General features: G+C 35.0%; 25 protein-coding genes and 1 tRNA gene. 19 read left to right on the forward strand and 7 right to left on the reverse strand.

Annotated elements, in window-relative coordinates:
• The first annotated feature begins 6 nt into the window (after positions 1-6).
• Complete coding sequence (locus Q4503_RS13695) at positions 7-624, forward strand: DUF998 domain-containing protein (RefSeq protein ID WP_303602609.1); 618 nt, start codon at positions 7-9, stop codon at positions 622-624.
• Between the two features lie 27 nt (positions 625-651).
• Positions 652-861, forward strand: a complete 210-nt coding sequence (locus Q4503_RS13700; protein ID WP_215972131.1) for a hypothetical protein — start codon at positions 652-654, stop codon at positions 859-861.
• A 253-nt stretch (positions 862-1,114) separates the two neighbouring features.
• Here Q4503_RS13700 and Q4503_RS13705 read toward each other — a convergent pair whose 3' ends face one another.
• Positions 1,115-1,408: a type II toxin-antitoxin system RelE/ParE family toxin gene (locus Q4503_RS13705; protein ID WP_215972132.1), complete on the reverse strand. Its 294-nt coding sequence runs from the start codon at positions 1,406-1,408 to the stop codon at positions 1,115-1,117.
• The gene (locus tag Q4503_RS13710) at positions 1,408-1,647 is read right to left on the reverse strand and encodes a type II toxin-antitoxin system ParD family antitoxin (RefSeq protein ID WP_215972133.1); all 240 of its coding nucleotides are present in this window, start codon (positions 1,645-1,647) and stop codon (positions 1,408-1,410) included. Before Q4503_RS13710 ends, Q4503_RS13705 begins: the two co-directional genes overlap by 1 nt.
• 564 nt (positions 1,648-2,211) lie before the next feature.
• On the opposite strand from Q4503_RS13710, the gene Q4503_RS13715 reads away from it, so the two are divergent.
• The 3 genes from Q4503_RS13715 to Q4503_RS13725 all read left to right on the forward strand — a co-directional run bounded on the left by Q4503_RS13715 (position 2,212) and on the right by Q4503_RS13725 (position 5,322).
• A complete protein-coding gene (locus tag Q4503_RS13715; RefSeq protein WP_303602610.1) occupies positions 2,212-3,132 on the forward strand; it encodes a hypothetical protein in 921 nt (306 codons plus the stop codon).
• A 118-nt stretch (positions 3,133-3,250) separates the two neighbouring features.
• Entirely contained in the window at positions 3,251-4,099 is an 849-nt protein-coding gene (locus Q4503_RS13720; protein WP_303602611.1) for a hypothetical protein, read from the forward strand.
• Positions 4,100-4,608: 509 nt separating this feature from the next.
• Positions 4,609-5,322: a hypothetical protein gene (locus tag Q4503_RS13725; RefSeq protein WP_303602612.1), complete on the forward strand. Its 714-nt coding sequence runs from the start codon at positions 4,609-4,611 to the stop codon at positions 5,320-5,322.
• A 159-nt stretch (positions 5,323-5,481) separates the two neighbouring features.
• Here the strand turns inward: Q4503_RS13725 and Q4503_RS13730 are convergent, their stop codons facing one another.
• Together Q4503_RS13730 and Q4503_RS13735 are read right to left on the reverse strand one after the other, a co-directional pair.
• On the reverse strand, positions 5,482-6,084 hold the full coding sequence (locus Q4503_RS13730) for a thiamine biosynthesis protein ThiC (RefSeq protein ID WP_215972884.1): 603 nt from the start codon (positions 6,082-6,084) through the stop codon (positions 5,482-5,484).
• A 672-nt stretch (positions 6,085-6,756) separates the two neighbouring features.
• Complete coding sequence (locus tag Q4503_RS13735) at positions 6,757-7,770, reverse strand: phospholipase A (protein ID WP_303602613.1); 1,014 nt, start codon at positions 7,768-7,770, stop codon at positions 6,757-6,759.
• A 228-nt stretch (positions 7,771-7,998) separates the two neighbouring features.
• On the opposite strand from Q4503_RS13735, the gene Q4503_RS13740 reads away from it, so the two are divergent.
• The 9 genes from Q4503_RS13740 (at position 7,999) to Q4503_RS13780 (ending at position 18,362) form a co-directional block, all read left to right on the forward strand.
• The gene (locus Q4503_RS13740; protein ID WP_303602614.1) at positions 7,999-8,811 is read left to right on the forward strand and encodes a putative hydro-lyase; all 813 of its coding nucleotides are present in this window, start codon (positions 7,999-8,001) and stop codon (positions 8,809-8,811) included.
• A gap of 36 nt (positions 8,812-8,847) precedes the next feature.
• Entirely contained in the window at positions 8,848-9,573 is a 726-nt protein-coding gene (locus Q4503_RS13745; protein ID WP_303602615.1) for a 5-oxoprolinase subunit PxpA, read from the forward strand.
• Positions 9,573-10,328, forward strand: a complete 756-nt coding sequence (gene pxpB, locus Q4503_RS13750) for a 5-oxoprolinase subunit PxpB (RefSeq protein WP_252727462.1) — start codon at positions 9,573-9,575, stop codon at positions 10,326-10,328. Before Q4503_RS13745 ends, pxpB begins: the two co-directional genes overlap by 1 nt.
• On the forward strand, positions 10,325-11,272 hold the full coding sequence (locus Q4503_RS13755; RefSeq protein WP_303602616.1) for a biotin-dependent carboxyltransferase family protein: 948 nt from the start codon (positions 10,325-10,327) through the stop codon (positions 11,270-11,272). Before pxpB ends, Q4503_RS13755 begins: the two co-directional genes overlap by 4 nt.
• Positions 11,273-11,299: 27 nt before the next feature.
• The gene (locus Q4503_RS13760) at positions 11,300-12,154 is read left to right on the forward strand and encodes a glutamate cyclase domain-containing protein (RefSeq protein ID WP_303602617.1); all 855 of its coding nucleotides are present in this window, start codon (positions 11,300-11,302) and stop codon (positions 12,152-12,154) included.
• A gap of 41 nt (positions 12,155-12,195) precedes the next feature.
• On the forward strand, positions 12,196-13,056 hold the full coding sequence (locus Q4503_RS13765) for an aminotransferase class IV (RefSeq protein ID WP_215972878.1): 861 nt from the start codon (positions 12,196-12,198) through the stop codon (positions 13,054-13,056).
• Positions 13,057-13,230: 174 nt separating this feature from the next.
• Positions 13,231-13,665, forward strand: coding sequence for a CBS domain-containing protein (locus tag Q4503_RS13770; protein ID WP_215972877.1), 435 nt, complete (start codon positions 13,231-13,233; stop codon positions 13,663-13,665).
• Positions 13,666-13,881: 216 nt separating this feature from the next.
• On the forward strand, positions 13,882-17,916 hold the full coding sequence (gene hrpA / locus Q4503_RS13775) for an ATP-dependent RNA helicase HrpA (protein ID WP_215972891.1): 4,035 nt from the start codon (positions 13,882-13,884) through the stop codon (positions 17,914-17,916).
• A gap of 146 nt (positions 17,917-18,062) precedes the next feature.
• On the forward strand, positions 18,063-18,362 hold the full coding sequence (locus Q4503_RS13780) for a PilZ domain-containing protein (RefSeq protein ID WP_215972876.1): 300 nt from the start codon (positions 18,063-18,065) through the stop codon (positions 18,360-18,362).
• Positions 18,363-18,436: 74 nt separating this feature from the next.
• On the opposite strand, the gene cspD is transcribed toward Q4503_RS13780, so the two are convergent.
• Positions 18,437-18,655 (reverse strand): cold shock domain-containing protein CspD, encoded by a 219-nt coding sequence (gene cspD / locus Q4503_RS13785; protein ID WP_215972875.1) that lies wholly within the window; start codon positions 18,653-18,655, stop codon positions 18,437-18,439.
• A gap of 247 nt (positions 18,656-18,902) precedes the next feature.
• Between cspD and clpS the strand changes: the two genes are divergently transcribed.
• Both clpS and clpA read left to right on the forward strand, forming a co-directional pair.
• A complete protein-coding gene (gene clpS, locus Q4503_RS13790) occupies positions 18,903-19,223 on the forward strand; it encodes an ATP-dependent Clp protease adapter ClpS (protein ID WP_215972874.1) in 321 nt (106 codons plus the stop codon).
• Positions 19,224-19,277: 54 nt separating this feature from the next.
• Positions 19,278-21,539, forward strand: a complete 2,262-nt coding sequence (clpA, locus tag Q4503_RS13795; RefSeq protein ID WP_215972873.1) for an ATP-dependent Clp protease ATP-binding subunit ClpA — start codon at positions 19,278-19,280, stop codon at positions 21,537-21,539.
• Positions 21,540-21,831: 292 nt separating this feature from the next.
• Here the strand turns inward: clpA and Q4503_RS13800 are convergent, their stop codons facing one another.
• A complete protein-coding gene (locus Q4503_RS13800) occupies positions 21,832-23,286 on the reverse strand; it encodes a phospholipase D-like domain-containing protein (protein ID WP_303602618.1) in 1,455 nt (484 codons plus the stop codon).
• 49 nt (positions 23,287-23,335) lie between these two features.
• On the opposite strand from Q4503_RS13800, the gene Q4503_RS13805 reads away from it, so the two are divergent.
• The 3 genes from Q4503_RS13805 to Q4503_RS13815 all read left to right on the forward strand — a co-directional run bounded on the left by Q4503_RS13805 (position 23,336) and on the right by Q4503_RS13815 (position 25,334).
• Complete coding sequence (locus Q4503_RS13805; protein ID WP_303602619.1) at positions 23,336-23,794, forward strand: hypothetical protein; 459 nt, start codon at positions 23,336-23,338, stop codon at positions 23,792-23,794.
• 246 nt (positions 23,795-24,040) lie between these two features.
• On the forward strand, positions 24,041-24,994 hold the full coding sequence (locus Q4503_RS13810) for a DnaJ C-terminal domain-containing protein (protein ID WP_303602620.1): 954 nt from the start codon (positions 24,041-24,043) through the stop codon (positions 24,992-24,994).
• A gap of 4 nt (positions 24,995-24,998) precedes the next feature.
• Positions 24,999-25,334 (forward strand): chaperone modulator CbpM, encoded by a 336-nt coding sequence (locus Q4503_RS13815; protein ID WP_215972870.1) that lies wholly within the window; start codon positions 24,999-25,001, stop codon positions 25,332-25,334.
• Positions 25,335-25,458: 124 nt separating this feature from the next.
• On the opposite strand, the gene Q4503_RS13820 is transcribed toward Q4503_RS13815, so the two are convergent.
• Positions 25,459-25,534 (reverse strand) — tRNA-Asn (locus Q4503_RS13820).
• Between the last annotated feature and the right edge of the window lie 21 nt (positions 25,535-25,555).

The raw sequence follows: 25,555 nt of genomic DNA on the forward strand, positions 1-25,555 counted from the left end.
TATTTAGTGCGAAATTTAAATTACTGGTTGATCAATCAGGCACATATTGTTTGGATGGCTTCAATAATCAATATAGGTTTGGGGGTTATCATTCCTGACTTCGACTTTCTATCAAAAAGTATTAGTCATGTCGCGTTGGAAGCTCCGATTTTTGCGTATACTCATCGCGCTGCTGACATCATTATTGGTTTGTCGATGTGTGGATTTTCTTTTGGTATACATAAAATTTCACAGAATCGCTTTTCTGCAGCTACGCTGTCCTCATTTTTACTTGGCATCAGTATGATAAGTGCGGGTATCTGGACGCTGGAAACGCCACTTCACCTGTTGTACAACTTATCTATTTTCATGATTATTGTACCAATGAGCTTTGCGCTGGAGTTTAAAAACACTATTAAATCTCGCCTATTTGAAAGCTTTTCTGTAGCGGTAACAGTATTGCATGTTTTAATGTTTTGGTTTATATACGCAGGGTTTATACCGCAAGAATTTAACGGTTTAGTGCAACGCTTATGGGCCATTCCGACAATGGGATGGTTTGGTATAGCTGCTTACATGCTCATCTTGAATCAATTTTCAGTTAACAAGTCAATACAGCCGACCGCTAACGCGTCGACTGATTGAGACGTTGGTTTTCAAAGGATTTGAATTATGAGTCATAATCAAAAAGTAGTATTTTGGAGTATTTTCATAATGTTTTGCGTTGGAGCTACTGCAAACATTTATTCTCAAGGTGCTTTCGATAATATTACTTTAGGTGGCTCAATTATCATGGTGATCTTTTATCTTATTGTTGCAATATTTATTCGAAAGTTTGTAGAATCAAATCCTAAAGATATCGATAAATGGTTTAAAAAATAAATACATAAAAAGCAATTCAACGGGACACGTAAAGTTGGCTGCGTTCTTTCCTCACACATTATAGCCAACATACTTAGCCCATTAATTGGGCGTTGAGGCTGTAGAATAACTAACTCAGTCAAAACGACGAGTTTCTTTAGCTCCTGTATCAGGCTGTAGAGTGTTAACGCGATATAGGTAATGCATTTAGTACCCCTATTTTATGGGGAAATTTATAATAAACGAGTTATTCTACAAACTCGTTGGTATTTTTCTAGAGTGCGGAGTTAACATCCATACTTTTATGTAATATTCTTACGATAAATATTTGACTGTTTTTATACTCTTTGTAATAGATAACATGACTAGCTTGTGGGTATTTACTGTAACCTTCTCTTATGTAATCACAGTTAATACCCAGCTCGGGATCACCAGCTAATAAATGGAACGTGCTATCTAATACTTTTAGGTAATCATTCCGTTGAGAGAGTCCCCAAGTTATTTGGGTATATTTAGCTATTTTAATTAAGTCTGTTTTGGCTTTTGAAGATAATACAAACTTATTCATTAATGGTCATCTTTATCTAATTCAGTCAATAAGCTTTCATAGCTGTATTCAGCGATACCGCTTTGTTCGCCTTGGATTAACATATTACGTAAATTTAAAAGCTTAGCTTCTTGATCTTCTAAGACCCTTAATCCAGCTCTAACAATTTCACTTGCTGAGCCATAACGACCAGTGCTAAGTTGTTGGTTTATAAACTGATCAAAATGATCGCCTAGTGTAACGCTTGTATTTTTAGCCATGATGTAAATCTCACAAAGTACCTATATATAATACATTATGGTACAAAAAATATAACAAGTCACTCAACAAATAAAACAAATAAAATAGGACACCCATCTTTTATTGTTAATAGATATTATTCACCGATAGCAAAATATCATGGCCAATTATAAACCTGATTTATCCTGTCAAAGTAAGTTCATCCCCATCAATTTCTCACAAATAATAAAATAGGACACCCATCTTTTATTGTTGTCGTAATACACCAAATCCGATTTAATAACGCAATTTTGTGTAGAAAGTGAGCATTAATATGCTCACTTTCTACATAGGTAAACTTCTAATTTATTGATTTTTAGTATTTGATTTTTTAAGCACTGGGTCATATTCAGCACAAAATAGCTGAGTATGACGCAGTGCTTAGTTTCTTCAAACGTAATGTTTAAAATAAAACCACCTGTTTTACTATAAAGCTTTGACAGGTAATGATTTAATTATTATTGTTTTGTTATTCTTTTATTTCATAATCCGTTACTATCGTGAATTATGGATAATATACTGTTACATTTACAGGAGTTATCAATTTGGCAGTAAGTCATCGTGAGTTTGATCGTTGGGTCGGAAGAGGTCATGTCACTTGGCCATTAATAGTATTTAAAAAACATAATGCAGAATTAAGTACCATGCTAACAGCTCACGCTACAGCACTTAAGTTTACCTATCAAAACTTAAGTAAAAATGCGGAATGGGAGGATTCTGTAAATGATCATTTTAAAAATAAAGAAGACTTACGGTTGTCAGGTTTTACTGATATTAAATCGTGGTCGAATTCGTATTCAAAGGCAGATAATTTTTTCAATTTAAATTGTATTATGGCAATTAGTTCCAATTTTGAAACTTATCTCTCAACAGTAGTTAAATTAGCTTTGGAGTCCGATGTAGGTGTTTTATTTGGAGCAGGAAGACGTATCGATGGTATTGAAATATTAAAACACGGAAAGAAAAAATCATTCGATTTTGAAGCTAAGGTAACAAGTTGTACTAAAGGTGATTGGACAAGGCGTATTAATGGCTTTGTAAAGATTTTCGGTGAGGCTCCGGATTCATTGCGTGAAAATATAAAAGCTTTAGAAAGAATTAGAAAAATAAGAAATGACCTTGGGCATGCTTTTGGCAGGGATATTAAGAAAAGTCGAAACCACCAAGTTGTTAATATAACTAAGCCAAAAACTTTAGACAGTGAAAAAGTTATAAAATATCAACAGTTAGTTCATCGTATATGTAAGGATATAGATAAACAATTATTCCATAATCATATTGGGGAGTACCAGTCGATATACTTCTATCATAAGTTAAGAACTTCTCTCAAAACCGGAGATTATAATCAGAAACGACAGTTAGGTAATCATGTTTCTATACTGAAAAAGAGTTTAGGTCAATACGGTGCAGACTTAGCTGGAAAAACATTCTGTAAGGGTTTGATAGAGTATTACGAGGGTTTGTAAATGTAACAAGTTGCTTAAACGGACACAAACAGCTGGCTGTGCTCGTACCTCGCTATTATAGCCAGCCATTTTTAGCCGCTTAGCAAAGCGTTATGTGACTTAATCGGAGTTCAGAGACTTGCTTGATATTCCTAAACGTTTAGAAGTAATTCAATCTCTATTACGAGAAAATACAAGAGAAAGTTTAACTTACGCTGCTCTTGAAGGAAGGTTAACAATTGAGTATTTATGTTATGAACGCTTTAAGCTTTCGTATTCATACCTTTCTATTGAAGATCTTAAAAACTGGCAGCCAAAACATGTTGCACAACAGGTGTCCGAAGAGATTAATGAAAGTATTAACAAAGGCTTTACGTTATCTATATCAACTGAACCGCTAAGTGGAAAATCACCTATTAATAAAGAAGAATACGAATCAATTAATTACACTCCAATTGGTAGCCAATCTGCAATAAATTTGAATAAGTTACACAGTTTTTGGCACGGGCTTTCAAATGTAGCCCTTCATATACCTGTCCCGACTATTAACTCAGGTGATATCAGTATTTACGGAGACACGGATAAAATAAGAAAGAAAATAACAGATTTTCTTTCTTATTTGTCAGAATTAAAAGATGGAAATTTACTAATGGGTGGTTCATTAGGAAAAGAGTTTTCTTTCAACTGTTGCTCTTGCGAAACTTTAATTAAAAAACCAGTTAAGCTGCTAACTTCTCAAGTCGTTGCAAACTGTATTAACCCAAAGTGTAATGAAAGTTATCTTATTGAACCTGAAAAAAACAATGATCACGAAATCACACGACGCATTATTAAGTTTTCATGCCTAGATTGTAAAAAGGATCTAGACATACCTTTAAACGTATTTAAAGATCTTAAATTTGAGCAACAATTAAATATATGTTGTGGGGAATGTCAATCATCTCAAACAGTGATTATGAGACCTTTAGTTAAAGGTGGTTCAGGTTAACAGTCACATAACAAGAGTTTTCAAAAAATTAATGAGGACAGTCGCTCAAACTTTTTAGGGGTGCTCAAGAATAGCAGTATCACTAATGGTTACAGGCTTTGTGAGTACAATAACGGCGGGGCCACTCGACTACCAATGGGTCAACAGTGCCCAACGGTATTGAAATAAGTATAAGTTATCCTTATGGCTCAAGATATTTCTGAGTCCTATTGCGATAGCTATATTGAGAATGGTAGAGATTAAACACATACAAGTCATTAAAGCAGAGTAAATTAACAGTTGGCTGTTTTCACTCCGTTCACAATTTTAGCCAACTATCATTTGCCACTTAAAATGGCGGTGAGGCTGTAGAATAACTAATTCAGTCAAAACGACGAATTTTTTAGCCCCTGTATCACGCTGTAGAGTGTTAATGCGGTATAGGTAATGCATTTACTACCTCTATTTTACGGGGTAATTAATAAAAAACGAGTAATTCTACAATCTCGTTATCTGTTTGAGGAGGTTCGATGCCTGAATTAAATTTATGGACAATTTTTATTACTTCATTGTTTGCAGGTGGAGGTGCTTATTTTGGAGCATACCTTAAGAAGCGGGCAGAAATTAAAGCCATAACTGAGCAACATCAAGCCCTATTGACACATTTGTCAGAGCAAACTCAACTTACAGAAAAAATAAAGTCAGAATTTGAATTAATAAAACAAGAAGTTCAACAAAAAAATTGGGTAGAGCAACAAAGGTGGGAATTCAGAAAAGAACTTTTCTTGCCTATGATTGAAATGTTATTAGATATTCAAGACCATTGTTTATCAGCTGAAAAATTTCTAAATAAAATTCCTTCACTATACAATACACATGAAGATAATTTCGATGCAATTGATAAAGAACAGAGTTACTTATTTGATCAAGCAAATGAAATATATAATGGACCAGTTAAAAAATTAACAACTCAGTTGAAATCATTAGTGAATAAAAAGGGTGTTTTATTTCTTAGTACTCAAGTTATAGAAGTATTAGACGATTTCTTTAAGGCAGAAGAAATTCGACAGGATAACCTAAAGGAATCTTTTAAAAAAGATATCGAAACAGGTGTAGTTACTCAATTTAATTATAGTTATCCTGATTCATTTGAAAGGTATCTTTATCATAAATCCTATGCTGCTAAATTAGCATATCAAGCTTTAATTAAGGCTGCGAAAGACGACTTAAAAATAAACAGCTAAGTCGTTTAAAAAACAATGATAAAATAGGACACCCATCCTTTATTGTTATTGTAATAGGTCAATGATCCAAACGTAAAACATCGGCGAATTAACGGTTTACTATGCGCCGATGTTTATACTTTATTCAAAAATGCTGCATCACTTGTGAGGTGTTAAGCTTTAGTCTTGTTTACGGTAAAGGCCTATTAAACATATTGCTAGAAGTAACGTTGCGATCATGCCCGAAGCGCCAGCAACAGCTGATGGAAGAAATCCATCACGGCCAAAGGTAATTAAAATACCATTGGCAAACATAGCAACCACACCTGCCAAAGCCGTAAGCGTACCTATCGCCTTGCCACCTTTAGCCATACAAGACAGGCCAAAAACAAGTGCTGCTAATCCCAATAATAATTTAGCTGCGTAGTAAATCATGAATGACAAAGAAACCACGCCACCAATTAAAGGTTGTGCGCCTTCTACAGTACCCGCTACTTTTCCAAACGTTGAAAACAAAGTTAGGCCAATACTCACCTGAACTATGTTAAGTACCGCGCTAAACGCGATAGCTGACCATCCTAGCTGAGAGTTTTTTACTTGAACCATGGCAGAACCTGCAAAGGCGGCAAGTAAAGTAAATACTAGAGCTTCTAGTCCCCATGAAAACTGCCTTGAAAAACTAATTTCTGCACTGTAAAGGGCGGAATAAATAGTTTGTGATATCGCCAATACCAACAATAAAGATGCTGTAATTAGGATGGTGCGTTTATTCGTGAATTCCATTATTTACCTCTTATAATTTATATTTTACGCTTTTAATAGATGCAACAGATTTGAATACATCAAACAGATGAGACTTTTTATAAAAATAGCGCTCATACTTGGGGTATGAGACAGGTAAAACTATTTAATTCTTTCATTCAAACCTATAAAAATAATAATTAATAACAAACGAGTAATACTACAGTCTTGTTATGTTGCCAAAGGTGATGCAGTTTAAAAAAATTTATAAGAAATTTATAAGAGACAGTCACTCATAGTAGCTAGGACATAGATACAATATCTACTCTAAAGCAAGGATTGAAGCTAATTCCTTATGTCTGCAATGTGTGAAGTGCTATAAGTAGTCATTAACGGTTTGCAATATAGTTCAATGAAGGATGACATTAATTACACCTTAGCTGTGGTAGCGTTGAATGTAAGTTGACAACATTTAGCCCATAATCGGCTGTTAGGAATAGTTGTGATCCTTGTTCTTTTAAATGTGCTATTCGTATACCACGAGCATTGCTTTAAATTCAGCGCGAAAACTATTAACGCTTTATCGCTTGTAATACTGTGTGCTTGAGGCGATTTGGATAATAAATATTAGCTAAATTTTTTATTATCCAACATCTCTTTGACTTGATTTTATATTGTTGACAAAAAAGGTGATGTATATTTAAACGGTAAATTCTATAAGATGTCTGTTAAAGCAAAGCCAATACCTAAGCGTTGTTGTCTATGATTATAATCAATTAAGCTTTCTCCATAACCATTGAAGTATTGAGCATAACCTTTTAATTTTCCCCATAAAGGAAAAGTGATACCAAGTTCTATGGCTCCATGGTGATGAGCGAAACTTTCTCGTAATTTCATCGATGCTTCATATTTATTGTTCCATTTATACACAGTGCTTAATTCAAAATATCCCATATATTCATTAATATCAGGATTATCATCACCAATTATATCAACCGTAGTTGCTTGACTACCTTCGGGAATTCGATACCAGGTGCGAAATGATACCGCGAGATTGTTTTTTTCAAAAAGGAAGTTAGCATAAACTCTATTCCAACTTCTTGACAGTAGCATAGAACGACCATTTGACTGATGTTCAAAACCGATCATCATGGCTGTGTTGGTTTTAAATGGGTGCCAGCTGGTAGGTGTAAAATAAAATATTTCTGGTTGGTAGTTAGTTTCTCTAAAAGGTCGTGAAATTTTATGGCTATATAATTGCCACCAAGACTCTAAAGTAAAGCCAAAAAAAAGTTGGTCACCATTATTTAAAAAACTACCGGTGGTTAACGGTACTTTAATACTTAGTTGAAACTTGGTTTCAATATCCCGCAGTTGTTCTTCCCAATTTGAATATCCAGCATAGGCGGCTTTATTAATACCATCTGTTATCGTTACAGGTAAAATATAATTCATTTTATGTGGCGTGATGACATAGGGGTCAAACGCTGATTTTTTTTCTTTAATCATACGTTCAGAAATAGCACCAAGTTCTTCACTACCAAGTTGCTCTTTTACTATTTTTTTTTCACAAAAATCTTCTATCTGTTGTAATGTTTTATTTTTATCTGTTTTTTTAATTGTTTTAATTAAACACCTATCTAATAGGGTTTCAAATGACTGTGCATAAGAATATGACATAGCGAAAAAACAACTTAAGCTAATCAGTGGAATAAATAGTTTTAACATATTAAATATCTTAAGGAATATTCTATTATTAGAAGGTCAGTATAGCGTTGAATATGTAAAATGTCACAAATATGTCTATTCACTGTAAATGATGCTATTTTAGCAATTCATCATGTTTAAAAATATATCTGAAGTCGACATGATTATCGTAGTATTTCTTTCATTTATTAGTAATAATATTACCCCATAAAATATTCTTCTTATTTTTCGTCAATAAAGTGGTTAGCCATGTCTATAAATATTAATGATCCTGCTTCGGCACAGCTTAGTGCTTATGAATTACGTCAATTAATTCGTCATGATAAATTCAATGAAAACACCTCAGGTTTTGCTCAAGGTTGTGTACAAGGAAATATTGTTATTTTGCCAAAAGATTGGGCGAATGACTTTTTACAGTTTTGTCAATTTAATCCTAAGCCTTGTCCATTAATTGGTATGTCAGAAAATGCAGGCGATTTTCTTTTACCTGAACTGGGCAAAGATATTGATATTCGCTCTGATGTCCCTGGTTATCGTTTATTTGTTGATGGCACATTTCAACAAGAATTCACAGACATTAAAGAGCTTTGGCGTGATGATTTAGTCACTTTTGTTTTAGGATGCTCTTTTTCTTTTGAAGATGCACTTATTGCTGATGGGCTTGAAATTCGTAATATCAGTGAAAATAAAAATGTCCCTATGTATCGTACTAATATACCTTGCAAAACTGCAGGAAGATTTAGCGGTGAAACAGTAGTAAGTATGCGACCAATGTTAGCTAAGGATGCAATTAGAGCGATTCAAATATGTAGCCGTTTTCCATCGGTTCATGGTGCACCTATACATTTTGGTCAACCTGAGCTTATTGGTATTAATGATATTAATAAACCTGATTATGGCGATAGTGTCACTATTAAAGAAAACGAAGTGCCGGTATTTTGGGCTTGTGGTGTAACACCACAGCTGGTATTAGAGCAAACAAAGCCTCCGTTTTGCATAACTCATAGTCCGGGTAAAATGTTAGTAACCGATATTGCCAATTCAACATTAGCAGTGTTATAAATTTTGCTAAAAATACTAGCGAGATGAGGAAAAATAATGAAATTGAATTGTGATTTAGGCGAAAGTTTTGGCAGCTGGACAATGGGGCTTGATGAGAAAGTTATGCCGCATATCGATCAAGCTAATATTGCTTGTGGTTTTCACGCGGGTGACCCTTTAGTGATGCAAAAGACATTAGTATTAGCAAAAGAAAATAACGTTAGTGTCGGTGCACATCCTGGATACCCTGACTTGGTCGGTTTTGGACGACGTTCAATTAATTGCTCAACTGAGGAATTGATAGCGTTGGTCATGTATCAAGTGGCAGCTATTGATGGTGTAGCTAAGTCAATAGGCATTGAATTGGAATATGTAAAGCCACACGGTGCTTTATATAATGACATGATGGTAAAAAAAGAAGTCAGAGATGCTATTTTATGTGCATTAAGTCGTTATCATCGTCCTCTAAAATTAATGTTACAAGCGACACCTAAAATTGAAGAACACAGAGCAGAGGCTAAACAATATAATATTGATATATTGAGCGAAGCTTTTGCGGATCGTTGTTATGACGATGACGGTAAACTGTTAGCTCGTACTAAGCCTGGCGCTGTTCATAATAAAGAAAAAATGCTTGCTCAAGTGAAACAACTGAAAGAGCAAGGTTGCGTTACCTCGGTAAGTGGTAACATTTTAACTCTAAATGCCGACAGCTTGTGTGTTCATGGCGACAATATTGAAGGCGTACAAGCGATTGAATCTATTCGGGAGCTCATTGGTTAATGTTAAAAGAACAAGGGCTTAGTATGCCAACGATTAGTATTGCAGGTGAAAATGCGTTAATTATTTATTTTTCTGATGAAGTTAGCGATGACACGTCGGCAAAAATAAAACAAGTTGAACAATTGATTCGTCAAGCAATGAAGGTTGACTTGTCTGATGATATTGTAGATTTAATTCCATCTTATGCATCGATGTTGGTGGTATTTAATATACTTCATACCGACCATCACCAGGTGCGAAATAAACTGAGAGCTTTATTACGACGTTTAGATGATAATTCAGCAACTGATAGTGATGTAGAGCAATCTTCTATTATTGAATTACCAGTATATTACTCTGAAGAATCTGGTCCGGATTTAACCGTTATTGCCCAGCGAAACAAATTAAGTGTTGAGCAAGTAATCGAAATTCATCAAGCTAAAGATTATCACGTTTATGCTATCGGCTTTGCGCCTGGGTTTGCTTATTTAGGTGAAGTTGATGAAAGAATTGCTTCACCACGTTTAAGTACCCCAAGAAATAAAGTGCCCAAAGGAGCTGTTGCTATTGCTGACAAACAAACTGCTGTTTATCCAAATACCTCCCCAGGAGGTTGGAATATAGTCGGTTTATGCCCAGTCGATATGTTTGATGTCACGGCAACTCCAATCATGCCAATTAAAGTTGGTGATAAAGTAAGGTTTAAGTCAATTGATAAGAATGAGTTTTTATCATTAGGTGGTGAATTACCGGAAGGATTTGGCAAACTATCATGAGTTTTTCTACAGGTTTTTTAGTGAAAGAGCCAGGCATGCTAAGCCTTATTCAAGATGCTGGGCGTTTTGGCTCTTTTAATATTGGATTAACCAATGGTGGTCCAATAGATTTACAGGCATTTCAATGGGCTAATCGCTTATGTGCTAATGAATTAAATGCTACGGCTATTGAAATTAGTATTGGCGGTTTAGCACTTATTGCACAAGTTGATACAACTATTGCCGTCACTGGTGCAAATATGTCGCTGTCAATTAATCATACTAACAAAGATTTATGGCGCAGTTACGCGATTAAAGCGGGCGACCTTATTGAGTTAGGGTTTGCTAGCGAAGGTATACGAAGTTATTTGGCTGTTGCCGGTGGTTTTACTATCAAAGAAAGTTTTGGTAGTACGGCAACCGTGTGTCGAGAAGGTGTTGGTGGTTTAGTTGGTGACAAGCTTAAAAAAGACAATATCTTACCTTGTGCCAGTCAACGAAGAAAAACAAATTTAGTGTTACCTGAGCAATTCAGACCAAGGTATTGCAATGATGTGGTGTTACGCACAGTACCAAGCTATCAACAAAAAAACTTTTCATCGTTTCAACAACGGTTATTTTACTCAAGTGACTATACCGTGAGTAAAAGTTTTGATCGAATGGGTTATCGGTTAACCGGTAAAAAAATTACGGGGGATATTGAAGGCATTTTATCTGAAGGTATTTGTCAGGGGGCTATTCAAATCCCAGCAGATGGTCAGCCAATTGTGTTGTTGAATGACCGACAAACGATTGGTGGCTATCCTAAAATTGGCGCTGTTATATCCATTGACATTGCAAAATTAGGGCAACTCAAACAAGGTGATAAAGTTCGCTTTGAGCCTATTAGTATGGAACAGGCACATAACTGTTTTCATTTAGATTTAAGTTATTTTAATCGTAAAAAACTCAATGTTTGTGATTAAAATTAGAGCAAGCTTGGTATAAGAAACATGAATATAGAAAATGAAGCATCACTTAGTGAACAAATTGAATGTATGCTTGTTGAGCGTAATTTACGTGGTATGAAGGATTTACAACAACAAGTTACTTCCGGTTATTGTTTACGTGCGGCTAAATCTTTGAGCAATATCACAGGGACAGTACTTATAGGTACTGGATTTCCTGTTTTAGATACGTTTGAAACAGATGGTCCTGTAGGGGCTTTAATTTTATATAAAGCGTTGGCTCTTTTAGGTGCTACTCCTATCTTAGTGTGTGGTAACCCATTAGCTAATGCACTCAAAGATGATTATAACGTATGTGTTATTAGTGTTGGTGATAAAAAATCCGGTTTAGCTGAAGCGAAAGCGGCACTTTTACAGTATAAACCTCAAGCTATCATCGCTATTGAATGTCCTGGCGCTGCGGAAAATGGAAATTACCATAATATGCGTGGTGAAGATATAAGCGCTAAATCAGCGTCTTTTGATTTTTTTATGACAGAAGCAAATTGTCCTACGATTGCTATTGGTGATGGTGGTAATGAAATAGGCATGGGGAACGTGAAAGATCTATTAGCAAAACTTGATATTGTTCCTGCTGCGACAACGTGTGATGAATTGATATTAAGTGATGTATCAAATTGGGGCGTTTATGGTATTTTAGTCTTTTTAAGCCTTTGGTCTAAAAAAGATTTATTGAATGAAACCTGCCCAGAGCAAATTCTGAAATATATTTCAAAGTTAGGCAGTGTTGATGGTGTTACACGCAGAAATGAAATAACCGAAGACAGTCTTCCTGCTTCAGAGGGGATTGCTTTAATCGCAAGAATTAGATCCTTAATTGGTTATCCAACTGCCAGTTAAGAAAAATTAAATAGTAAATTTAAATTATCAGGAAAAGTAAAATGAGCACAGTATTTTTAAATGGCGATTATATGCCAATTGAAGAAGCCAAAATTTCCCCTTTAGATCGTGGATTTTTATTTGGTGATGGAATATATGAAGTAATCCCATCATACTTTGGCAAAATGGTTGGTTTTCAAGCCCATATAGATAGAATGAATGATGGCTTAAAGGCTATTGGCATTGAGTTAAATTGGGATGATAGTCAGTGGTTAGCCTTATGTGACAAGTTATCAAGTAGTAATGGTGGTGGCCCTCTAGGGCTATATTTGCATGTAAGCCGTGGTACTGATACTAAACGTTTTCACGCTTTCCCTACGAACGTATCTCCAACTGTATTTGCAATGGCTTTTGAAATCCCTGTACCTAAGATACCGTCTTTAGATACTGTAGGTAACGGGTATGCTTTAACAAGCACTGAAGATCTTCGTTGGAAACGTTGTCATATAAAATCAACTTCATTACTAGGCAATGTTTTACATTTTCAAGATGGTTTTGATGCTGGTAGCCAAGAAACTTTATTGTTTAATAGCAAAAATGAATTAACAGAAGCAAGTGCATCAAATATTTTTATCGTAAAAGATGGAATTATTGCTACGCCGATTCAAGATAACCAAATTTTACCAGGTGTTACTCGTCGTTTAATCATTGATATATTGACTAAAGATGGAACATTAACTGTTCAAGAGCGCACTATAACCCTAGATGAAGTTCGTGCTGCCGATGAAGTTTGGATAACTAGCTCTTCAAAAGAAATTGCGCCAGTAACTAAGCTTGATGGTGTTGCGATAGGAGATGGTAAAGTTGGTGATATTTGGTTGAAAGCCTCAACTTTATACGCAGATAATAAATTTTCGTATTAATACTTTTTCAACTTTTTAGCGACTCTTATTTTAAAGCATAAACCTTTACACAATTAAACTTAGATAAATCTATGAAAAATTGGTGTTTTTAAAAATAGTTATCTACATTAATAGTTAGGGAGATATCCTAATGCAAATGTATGATTATTTTTGTTTAATGTATAAGGGGTTATGATGGAGTCGTTAAAAATAGAAGAATATATGAACCACTATCCTGTTACCTTTACTGCTGATATGGGCGTTGAAGAGGCATCATTACGGTTTTTAAAAACAAAGCAAATAGGTGGACCTGTTATTGATGATAATGGTAAATTAATTGGCTTTTTATCTGAAAGTGATGTTCTTGCTAAAATGCTTGAAACTATGTATCACAACGCGCATATCATTAATGTTTCAGATTTAATGCGTAAAGACGTTTTATCAATGAAACCCTATGACAGTGTTATTGAATTAGGGCGTTTAATGATTCAGAACAAGCCAAAAGTTTATCCTGTTGTTGATGAAAGTAATCACTTATTAGGAACGATTTGTCGTAATGATGTTTTACGCTCTATAGACAAAATTTTACGTGAAAATTTAAAAAATGGTAAAGTACAGGCCGCTCAATAATTGTTGCGATTTATTGTTATTGTTTCTAATCACTTCTTGATATAACTGAAGTTTACTACTACGCCTGAAACTCCAGCTTGAAGTAGTTTAGGTATAACTGATAAAATAGACTTTTCTACATTTTGTTTTGTTACATTAGTTGAGTCTATTTTGCCGTCAAATATTTCCCTAAGTAAATCTCCGAATATACAATCGTCTTTTGATGCGTTAACTCAAGTGAAAAAGTCAGATTTTTATCGCTTGAAGCAACAACTTATTAACCATAAAAGAATATTTGCTCAACTTGAATCACATCCTGATAAAGTAAAAGTAGATCAGCAACTTAAACAGTTTACTAAAACTGTGCAAGCAATTGATAAGTCAATTAAAGAAAAACAACATAAAATTAATAACCTTCCTAAAATAACTTATCCGGAAGGCTTACCCATTAGCGATAATGCTGCACAAATATCTCAAGCTATCCGTGATAACCAAGTTGTTATTATTGCAGGGGAAACAGGCTCAGGGAAAACCACACAAATACCTAAAATTTGTCTTGAATTAGGGCGAGGAATTGATGGTTTGATTGGTCATACCCAGCCCAGACGTATAGCCGCCAGAACAGTTGCGAATCGTATTGCTGACGAACTAAATACTAAACTTGGTGAGCAAGTAGGTTATAAAGTTCGCTTTAACGATCAAGTGAGCCAACACAGTTATATAAAATTAATGACCGATGGTATTTTGTTAGCTGAAATGCAAAGAGATCGCTTACTGCGTCAGTATGACACTATTATTATTGACGAAGCACATGAGCGGAGCTTAAATATTGATTTTATATTAGGGTATTTGCGTCAAGTTTTAATTAAGCGACCTGACTTAAAAGTGATAGTGACTTCAGCGACTATTGATCCACAACGTTTTGCTAATCATTTTGCCGATAAACAGGGTAAACCAGCCCCTATTATTGAGGTTTCTGGTCGTACTTATCCGGTAGAAATGCGTTATAGACCATTAAATGAGAGTCGCTCGGATGATAATGAACAAGATGAAAATTCAAATGATGGTAATGATGTTATTAATGGAATTTTAAATGCCGTAGATGAATTTTCACAACTTTCTTCTGATAGTTTGGGCGACATATTAATTTTCTTAAATGGTGAGCGAGAAATTAGAGATACAGCAGCAGCCTTAAATAAAGCTAATTTACGGCACACTCAAATATTACCCCTTTATTCTCGTTTAACGGTTAGTGAACAAAATCTTATTTTTAAACCACATTCTGGGCGAAATATTGTACTAGCAACTAACGTTGCTGAAACGAGTTTAACTGTGCCAGGTATAAAATATGTGATTGATCCGGGAACTGCACGTATTTCTCGCTATAGTTACCGCACTAAAGTGCAACGTTTACCTATTGAACCTATTTCACAAGCGAGTGCTAATCAGCGTTCAGGTCGTTGTGGTCGTGTATCATCAGGCATTTGTATACGCTTGTATAGTGAAGAAGATTACTTAAGTCGACCTGAATTTACCGATCCTGAAATATTACGTACTAATTTAGCTACCGTTATTTTACAAATGTTAGCGTTAGATTTAGGAGAAATTGGCGACTTTCCTTTTGTAGAAGCACCAGATAATCGAAATATTAATGATGGTGTTAAATTATTAGAAGAATTAGCGGCTATAGACAATAGCGCTCATGATGAGAAGAAATTAAAGGGACAAAAAAACAAAGGAACTAAGTTAACTAAGTCAGGACGTTTATTATCTAAATTCTCTATTGATCCACGACTTGCAAAAATGGTGTTAACTGCAATTGAACTGGGTTGTATTGAACAAGTGCTTATTATTGTTAGTGCGTTAAGTATTCAAGACCCACGAGAACGACCACACGAAAAACAGCAAGCAGCTGATGAAAAACATAATCGCTTTAAAGATCATAATTCAGACTTTGTTAGTTTACTTAATTTATGGCAGTACGTGAATGAGCAAAAAAATGATTTATCACAAAATCACTTCAGGAAGTTATGTCAACGCGAGTATTTATCTTATGTAAGGTTACGAGAGTGGCAAGATATTTTCACTCAGCTGAAGTTAACCTTAAAAGAGCAAAAAATATCATTAACGTCCGTTGATTATCAGTTTTCAATTAATGAAACTAGCTCAGATAAAAAACAAGACAAAACATTACCTAGTAGTCTAGTGACAGTACATCAAGCACTATTGTCGGGCTTATTAAGTCATTTAGGTCAACAAGATGAGAACAGAGAGTTTAAAGGCGCAAGAGGAAGTAAATTCTTCGTTTTTCCTGGGTCATCGTTATCCAAGAAACCGCCTAAATGGTTAATGTCAGCTGAACTCGTTGAAACTAGTCGTTTATTTGCGCGCATGAATGCACGCATTGATCCAACTTGGATAGAGCCTTTAGCTGAACACTTATTAAAACGAAGTTACAGCGAACCCCATTGGGAGAAAAAACAAGGCGCTGTAATGGCCTTTGAGCAAGTGAGTCTTTATGGTTTACCAATTGTTACTAAAAGAAAGATTAACTTTAATACAATTGAGCCGATCACTTGCAGAGAAATATTTATCCGTGAAGCGCTTGTCAATGGTGACTGCTTTATAAAAGAAAAATTCTTAGATGAGAACCAAGCATTAATTGCCAGTATTGAGGCTCTTGAGCAAAAAGCTCGCCGTAAAGACTTTTTAATTGACGAACAGCAACTTGTTGATTTTTATTCAAGTAAAATTCCTGAGACTGTTATCTGTCAACGTAGTTTTTTATCTTGGTGGAAGAAAGCTAAAAAAGAAAATGCCAAGTTACTTAATTTCACTAAAGATTTTTTACTTAACAAATCATCAAATGAGCTGTCTGCAAAAGAATATCCAGACACTTGGCAACAAAATAATCTTACTTTACCGTTAGCTTATCACTTTAGTCCTGGAGATATTGATGATGGCATTAGTGTAATTATTCCTATTGCCTTACTTAATCAGTGCCAATATGAAGGGTTTGATTGGCTTATTCCGGCTCTGCGTTATGATTTAGTTGTAGCATTAATTAAGGCGTTGCCAAAAGCATTACGGCGCAACTTTGTTCCTGCGCCTAATTATGCACAAGCGTGCTTAGAAAAAATGGCGAATATCAATAATACTCAAGAAAGTTTAGTTGATGCATTAGCAAAACAACTGTTGCGTATGACTGGGGTTAGATTACCTGAAGATGTTTGGCAAGATGTTGAGTTGCCTGCGCACTTAACGATGAATTTTCAAGTAGTGAATGAGAAAGGTCAATTATTAAAACAGGGACGAGACCTTAATGAGTTGAAAGCACAATTACAAGGTAAGGTAAAAGCCTCGATTAAACAAGTGGCAGAGAAGGGCATAGAGAAGTCTAAATTAACTGTTTGGGATTTTGGTAAGTTACCTCAAGGTTATGAGAAGAAAGTCGCTAATATGACTATTAAGGCATTTCCTGCATTAGTAGATCATAAAAGTAGTGTTGCCATTGAACTGTTTGAGCAAGAAGAGCATGCAGAGCAAGCGATGTTAAATGGTATTAGTCGACTCATTTTATTGAATATTCCATCACCATTAAAATATTTACAAGAAAAAATGCCTAATAAGGCTAAATTAGGTTTGTACTTCAATCCTTTTGGCTCTATTACTGATTTATTACAAGATTGTATTCAGGGGGCATGTGTCTTTTTAGTTAAAGAGTATATGTTAGCTAAGAAAATGACTATTTTACCTCGGGATGAAAAAAGTTTTGAATTACTGCGTGAATATGTGCGTGCTGAAATATCAGATTGTGTCTTAACAGCGGCAATTAAAGTAGAACAAACATTAAGCTTAAGGCACGATATCGCGAGAAAGTTAAAAGGTAATGTAGCACTTAATGTAATTCAATCTCATAGTGATATTAAACAACAAAGTGAAGCCTTAGTTTTTAAAGGGTTTGTTAGTGCTTCAGGGTTTGACAAATTAGATGATATTACACGTTATTTAAAAGGTATTTTACGCCGATTAGAAAAGTTACCTATTGATCCTAACCAAGATAGGCTGAAGTTAATTGAAGTGAAGAAGGCAGTAGATTTATACACTAGTGTATTATCACAACAGCGTAAAGATAAACCTATAGCACAAGAAATTTTATTAACTAAGTGGATGATAGAAGAGTTTAGAATTTCACTTTTTTCTCAAAATTTAGGCACGGCACAGCCTATTTCTTTAAAGAGAATAATTAACCATTTAAAGGATTTTTCTTAGATTCTCTATAACTGTTATTTGACAGCAAGACTTAACCTCAGTATAAATACTTATCCTTTAAGTAAATTAGCCATAACCGTGCAAAACGAATGTGACTAAATGACTTAGATATTATCGTTTTTAAGTTTGATTATATTGAGGTACAAATGATAAATTTTGATGATAAACGTAATTTCTATCGCATGATGTTGAATACAGAGGTAGTTGTTACCATTATTGATGATGAATCCAATAGTCAGATAAAAGCGACTTGTCGAGATTTAAGTGCTACAGGTGTAGCTATTGAAGTTGAACATCCAATTGCGATGTCGACGCATGTAAAAATTAAGCTTAACTCCGCTTCTGACCAAATACAGTCACTCGATATACGGGGCAAAGTGGTTCGTATTGATGAAGAGTGTGACAATTTATATTTAATTGGAGTAGCAATAGAAGAATTAGATTAAAAATTGATTAACGGCATAAATTTTCTACAATATAAATAAATTATATTGTAGAAAATGATATAGGTAATTTTTTATTAATCTAATTCTTCATCAGTGGGCTTTATACTTGCTGCATGATGCCCTTTAGGACCGTCATTTAGCTCATAATTGACATCTTGACCAGCTTTAAGTGTGCGGTAACCCTCCATTTCAATAGTTGAATAGTGAGCGAAAATATCATCTCCACCACTATCAGGACGAATAAAACCGAAGCCTTTTGCGTTATTAAACCATTTAACTGTACCGTGAGCCATACTTCTACTTCCTCTATATCCTTTAGTATTATATGTCTTGCTATATATCAATTTTATAATTGACTTTAGCTCCTTTAAAAGAGAGATATAATGAAGCATAGACATAATTAAGTACGTGGCTAAAAAATAACCACTTAATGAATCGTAGATAAAATAAAAGATTAGTCAAGTGAATAATGAAAAAAATATATTTTTTTTTAACAAATAAGTTACAGCAAAAGTTATCAGCAGAGACTAATATAAAGATATGAGTAATTGGAAAGAGTTAATTGACAATCATGAGTTTATTGAAGAAGAAATAAAAGACGAAGTAGAAAAACCACCTAAGTATCATGTTTTTTTACTTAATGATGATTATACACCAATGGATTTTGTTATTGATGTCTTGTGTAAATTTTTTCATAAAAATTCAGAACAAGCTACCGACATCATGTTAACCGTTCATTATGAAGGCAAAGCGCTTTGTGGCACATATACTGCGGATATTGCTGAAACAAAAGTGGATCTTGTAGCACGTTATGCACTCGATAATGGCCATCCATTAATGTGTGTTTTAGAAAAAGCTTAATGTTCTCTTTTTAATTTAAAAGAGAAATTAGCAAGGAATTAAATTGGAGTACCTATGCTTAATAAAGATTTAGAAATTTCCCTTAACTTAGCTTTTCGTCAAGCCAAAGAGTACCGTCATGAGTTTATGACAGTTGAACACTTATTATTAGCTCTATTAGACAATCCATCAGCTATTGAAGTTTTAAAGGCGTGTGGTGCAGATCTCAGTAAGATACAGACTAATTTACTTGAATTTATTCAAGAGACTACTCCCGTAATTCCAGCTGAAGAAGAAGAAAGAGAAACTCAACCAACTTTGGGATTTCAACGCGTATTACAACGTGCTGTGTTTCATGTGCAATCATCAGGTAAGAGCGAAGTCAATGGTGCCAATGTTTTGGTCGCTATTTTTAGTGAGCAAGAATCGCAAGCCGCCTACATATTGAAAAAAGCAGATATTAGTCGTTTAGATATTGTTAATTATATTTCACATGGTATTGCTAAAATAGGAAATGATTCGAGTAACTCACCTTTAGAAGATGGTGAACAAGTTGCTGAAGAAGAGCCGCGTACTATTGAAAACTTCTCTGTTAACCTTAACGAAGAAGCGTTAAAAGGCAATATAGACCCTTTAATTGGCCGAAATAGCGAGCTTGAAAGAACATTACAAGTATTAAGTCGTCGACGTAAAAATAATCCTTTATTTGTAGGTGAAGCCGGTGTTGGTAAAACGGCGATAGCTGAAGGGTTAGCAAATATGATTGTTAACGAGGACGTACCCGAATTTTTAAGTAATGCGACAATCTACTCTCTTGATATGGGCGCTTTGCTTGCAGGAACAAAATACCGTGGTGATTTTGAAAAACGCTTTAAAGCCTTATTAAAAGATCTAGAAACTGATGAGAATGCGATCTTATTCATTGATGAGATTCATACTATTATAGGCGCAGGCGCAGCATCTGGCGGAATGCTAGATGCTTCCAATTTACTCAAACCACTACTGTCAGCGGGTAAACTTCGTTGTATGGGCTCGACTACTTATCAAGAATATCAAAGTGTATTTGAAAAAGACCGAGCACTAGCAAGGCGCTTTCAAAAAATAGATATTGTTGAGCCAAGTGTGGAAGATACCACTAAGATTTTACAAGGGTTAAAAGAAAAATATGAATTGCATCATGGTATTCGGTATACCAACGCTGCTTTACGTGCAGCGGCTCAATTATCAGATAAATATATAAATGAACGTTTTTTACCTGATAAAGCGATTGATGTTATTGATGAAGCCGGTGCTAAACAACAACTTGTTGCCGCTTCAAAACGTAAAAAAACGATCAGTAATACTGATATTGAAAGTGTTGTGGCATCGATGGCTAGAATTCCTGAAAAATCAGTTTCTTCTACGGAAAAAGATAGCCTTAAAATGCTTGATCGCAACCTAAAACTAGTCGTATTTGGTCAAGATCAAGCAATAGAAGAGTTATCATCGGTTATTCGTCTTTCACGTGCCGGTTTAGGTGAAGAAGAAAAACCTGTAGGATCTTTCTTATTTGCAGGCCCTACAGGGGTTGGTAAAACAGAAGTAACAAAACAGCTAGCTAAAATATTAGGTGTTGAATTACTACGTTTTGATATGTCCGAATATATGGAAAAACATGCGGTTAGTCGATTAATTGGTGCTCCTCCTGGTTATGTAGGTTATGAACAAGGCGGCTTACTTACTGATGCAGTAATCAAGAACCCTCATGCAGTAGTATTGCTTGATGAAATAGAAAAAGCTCACGAGGATGTTTACAATATTTTATTACAAGTAATGGACCATGGTACATTAACCGATAATAATGGACGTAAAGCGGATTTTAGAAATATTATCTTAGTTCTTACAACCAATGCCGGTGTTCAAGAAACTGTACGTCAGTCTATTGGCTTTAAACAACAAGATCATAGCTTAGATGCTATGAGTGAAATTAATAAAGTATTTTCGCCGGAATTTAGAAACCGCCTTGATAATATTGTCTGGTTTAATCATCTTGATAATGAGGTTATTCAACAAGTTGTTGATAAATTTATTGTTGAGCTACAAGCAAAACTTGACGAAAAAGGTGTTTCTTTAGAGTTAACACGTGACGCTAAAAAGTGGCTTGCTGAACATGGTTACGATAAAGCAATGGGCGCTCGTCCAATGTCTCGTTTGATACAAGAAAAGCTTAAAAAAGAGTTGGCTAATGAACTACTCTTTGGTGAGTTAACTAATGGTGGTGTTGCTAAAGTAGGTGTTAAGAAAGATAAGTTAGTTATTTCTTTTGAAAATAAAAAAGAGTTAATTTCTGAAAAATAAAAATTAACTCTGCTAACAGTTAAAGTCTTATATTCTTATCGAGTATAAGACTTTTTTATTGCTTCCGATAATAAGAATAAATACCTGTTATACATGAGGTATTTAAAACCATCCTATCAGTCTATCTTTTTACATTTAACTGTATTTCAAAGTAATATCGTTAATTTTTCTTCTAGCTCAGCTTTTAAGCAATTGCCATAATTTTAGGGATCCTACTATGCTACATTGGCTTTAAAGCCTTAATGTATTTGGTAGTAGTAATATGTAGTAATAATAGTAGTAAGCATAACGATTATAAATAAGATGAAAATAGGCGAAACAAATTATTGCGAATTTTTCTGTAGGTCGGCAAACTACTAATCTTAGTTTTATCAACCGGTTGAGAGTTTTCTTTTTTTAAGGTGAAAATATCATTTAACTGGCTATTGAGAGCGGTATCAAAACATTCAAGATTAATCTCAAAATTTAACTCTAAACTTCTAGCATCCCAGTTGGAGGAGCCTATAAATGACCATATATCATCAATAATAACTATTTTACTATGATCAAAAGGCCTTTTGTTTTTATATATTTTTATCCCATGCTCCATTATTCTTAAAAAATTAGCTTCCATTACCCAGTCTAAAAACCGTATATCCGTATGCTCTGGAATAATAATCTCAATCAATACCCCTCGTAATGCCGAGGCGTGAAGAGAAGTCATTAATGTATGGTCAGGCAAAAAATATGGTGTAATTATTTTGACACGCTTTTGTGCGCATACTAAGGCATTAATTAATGTCCAACGTATTCTATTATGGTGCTCGTCTGGGCCATCTTGAATAACGCGAGCAACCACAGGCTTATCAGCATTATTTTTTTCTGGGGTAGGACGATACTGAGGAAATTGAAGTGTTTCTTGTGTTGCAAAAAACCAATCTTCGATAAATACCTGACTAATCTGATCAATTACAGGGCCTGTTACTTTAAAGTGAACATCATCGATGGGGTTTCCTGCCAACTTAACAAGATTATTTTGACTGACATTCATCCCGCCAATATAGGCTTCTTCACCATCTACACAAAGTATCTTTCTATGGTTTCTAAGATTAATAAACCGAATGCCCGTTAGTGAAATGGCTGGCAAAAAACGCATAGCTTTTATGCCTTGTTTTTTTAAAGCGCGATCTGATTTATGCCAACCATAGCCAATGCCTATACCGTCTAATAAAATATTTACAATCACACCTCTTTTATGTGCAACGGTTACAGCTTGGATAAATTGTCGTCCAATTGAATCATAATCGAAAATGTAACTTGATAAAACAATATGGTGTTTCGCAGATTCAATTGATTTAATCATGGCAGGATAGGCCATATCTCCATTAATAAGCGGTTCAATACTGTTATTTGCAACATAATTGACAGAATGAATAGAGTGACCAGATGTAATGATTGAATGCCAGTTTTCAGGGATATTGGTAAACTTTTTTTGCTTACCTTGTTGGCTAACGCTTTTTTTAAGCATATTAGGGTGTTTTTTTTGAGCTAAACGTTTGATGCGATTTATACCAAATAGCCAATAAAATAGGCTTCCAATAACAGGTGAAAGTATCACTAGCCCAATCCAAGCCAATGAGGTACGTTCATTTTCTTTAAAAAGCAGTACGTGTACTGATGTCATAAGAGATAAGCTAATATGAAAGATAACTATGATCGTTACCCAATGGGTAGTGAGCCATTGAACCAATGTTTCGAATAATTGCATAATACCCAACTAAAATAATGTGAAACTAAGTAATAACGGATTGCAAAAAATGCTCAAAGAAATTTACAATATTATCTCAACTTATCTAATAGGAATCGTTGATTTCGATTATATTTTTGTAATTTTTTTAGCAACAACATTTGCTTCAATTGCATATTTTATGGCGATAACTTACATCATTACACAAATGGATTCACAATACTTTATCCGTAAAGAGTTCCCGAATGATATCGCTAATAAAAAGAAACAATTAACCTCAATGAGTCGCAGCATAACCTACGTAATTAGCTTAGCAAAAGTCATGATTGGAATAGTCTTGATTGTGTCTGGTCTCGTGATGTTAGTGCTACCTGGCCAAGGCATAATCACATTATTAATCGGTCTGAGTTTAGTGCCATTTCCTGGTAAGAATAAGATTGAAAAAAATCTACTTGCTCGAAAATCAGTGCAGAATTCTCTAAATTGGATTCGAGTAAAAGCCAATAAAGCTCCCTTTATTTTTGACTAATATTAAGGGCTATTATTCATCAAGTCTGATAGACGATACCTATATTAAAAATATCACGGATTAAGTGATAGCACGAAATGTTCGTTCTACGGTATTTCAGCTTTATGACTTTTTATTGATTTGTGTTGTCATTGTGATTAAAAGATCTTTTATCTATAGCCAGTAAGCGCATAATGATTTCTGAAGCTTATGCTATTCATCGTTTTATACAATATATTTTGTTAACGGGCCGCACTGGAGTGATTTATGGATTTTAAAGATTATTACAAAGTAATGGGGATCAATCGAGATTCAACGTCGGATGAAATTAAGCGTGCCTATAAAAAGTTAGCGAGAAAATATCATCCTGACGTTAATAAAGCTGCTGACGCAGAAGTTCGTTTTAAAGAGGTTGGTGAAGCATATGCGGTACTAAAAGATCCCGATAAACGTGCTTCTTATGATCAACTTGGTAGCGACTGGCAATCAGGACAAGATTTTAATCCACCACCTGATTGGGATGCTGGGTTTGAATTTAAGGATGGTGGGTCAAGCGGAGCAAGTCAGGCAGACTTTAGTGATTTCTTTGATTCATTATTTGGTAGAGGATATGGCTCACAGAAACCAAACAATCAACATCAAGCTGATTATAAGACCCGTGGTGAAGATCACCATGCTAAAGTGGTGATTGATCTTGAAGACGCATATCTTGGTGCAACAAGGAGTATTGTACTTCAGTCACCGGAGTTGGATAAGCAAGGGCATGTTGTAAATAAACAACGTACCTTGAAAATTAAAATCCCCAGAGGTGTCAAAGAAGGTCAACGTATCCGATTATCCGGTCAAGGTACGCCAAGTCACGGGGGAGGGGCCGCAGGAGATATTTATCTAGAATTATCATTCAATACTCACTCTATTTATCGTGTGGTCGAGCATGATGTATATCTCGACTTACCCATCACTCCTTGGGAAGCTGCGCTGGGTGCAACGGTTAAAGTGCCAACACCATTAGGTCCAGTAGATTTAAAAATTGTACCTGCGACAAAAAGTGGCCAGAAGCTTCGTTTAAAAGCGCGTGGTATTCCTGCTAAAACAGCAGGTGATTTATACGTAGTAACTCAGATTGTTTTACCACCGGCCGACAGTGAGGCTGCTAAAGCGATCTATAAAAAAATGCAAGATGAATTAGACTTTAACCCTCGAACCTTATTAGGAGTATAAACTAATGAAAGAAATAATATTAGACGGTGTACTTATCGATGACGAGGCTGAATTTTCTCTTGAGGAACTGTCTTATGCGTGTTCAAGTTCTACAGAATGGGTTATAGCACTAGTTGAAGTTGGAGTATTAGACCCTATTAATTATCAAGCAACACCAGTAGAGCAGACGAGCTGGATATTTTCAGTTTATAGTTTTAAACGTGCTCGAACTGCTATGAGGCTTCAACGGGATCTTGGTGTTAATCAAGCAGGGATCGCTCTTGCTTTGGATTTACTAGAGAAAATTGAAAGATTAGAGTCAACATTAGCGCTGTGTAATGAACCAGTGACACATGCCTGACTAAATAATGAGTACAGTCCATCGTTATGTTGTTATTACTTGAGTCAGCTTGAGTTATAAGGTGAGTTACAAGGGAGTAATTTTAGGCAAGAAAAAAGGCTACGATTTCTCGTAGCCTTTAATGTGGCTCCCCAAACTGGGCTCGAACCAGTGACACATGGATTAACAGTCCATCGCTCTACCAACTGAGCTATTGGGGAATAAACTTTTTACATGAGTTT

The organism is Colwellia sp. 6_MG-2023 (assembly GCF_030547765.1).
GTDB lineage: Bacteria > Pseudomonadota > Gammaproteobacteria > Enterobacterales > Alteromonadaceae > Colwellia.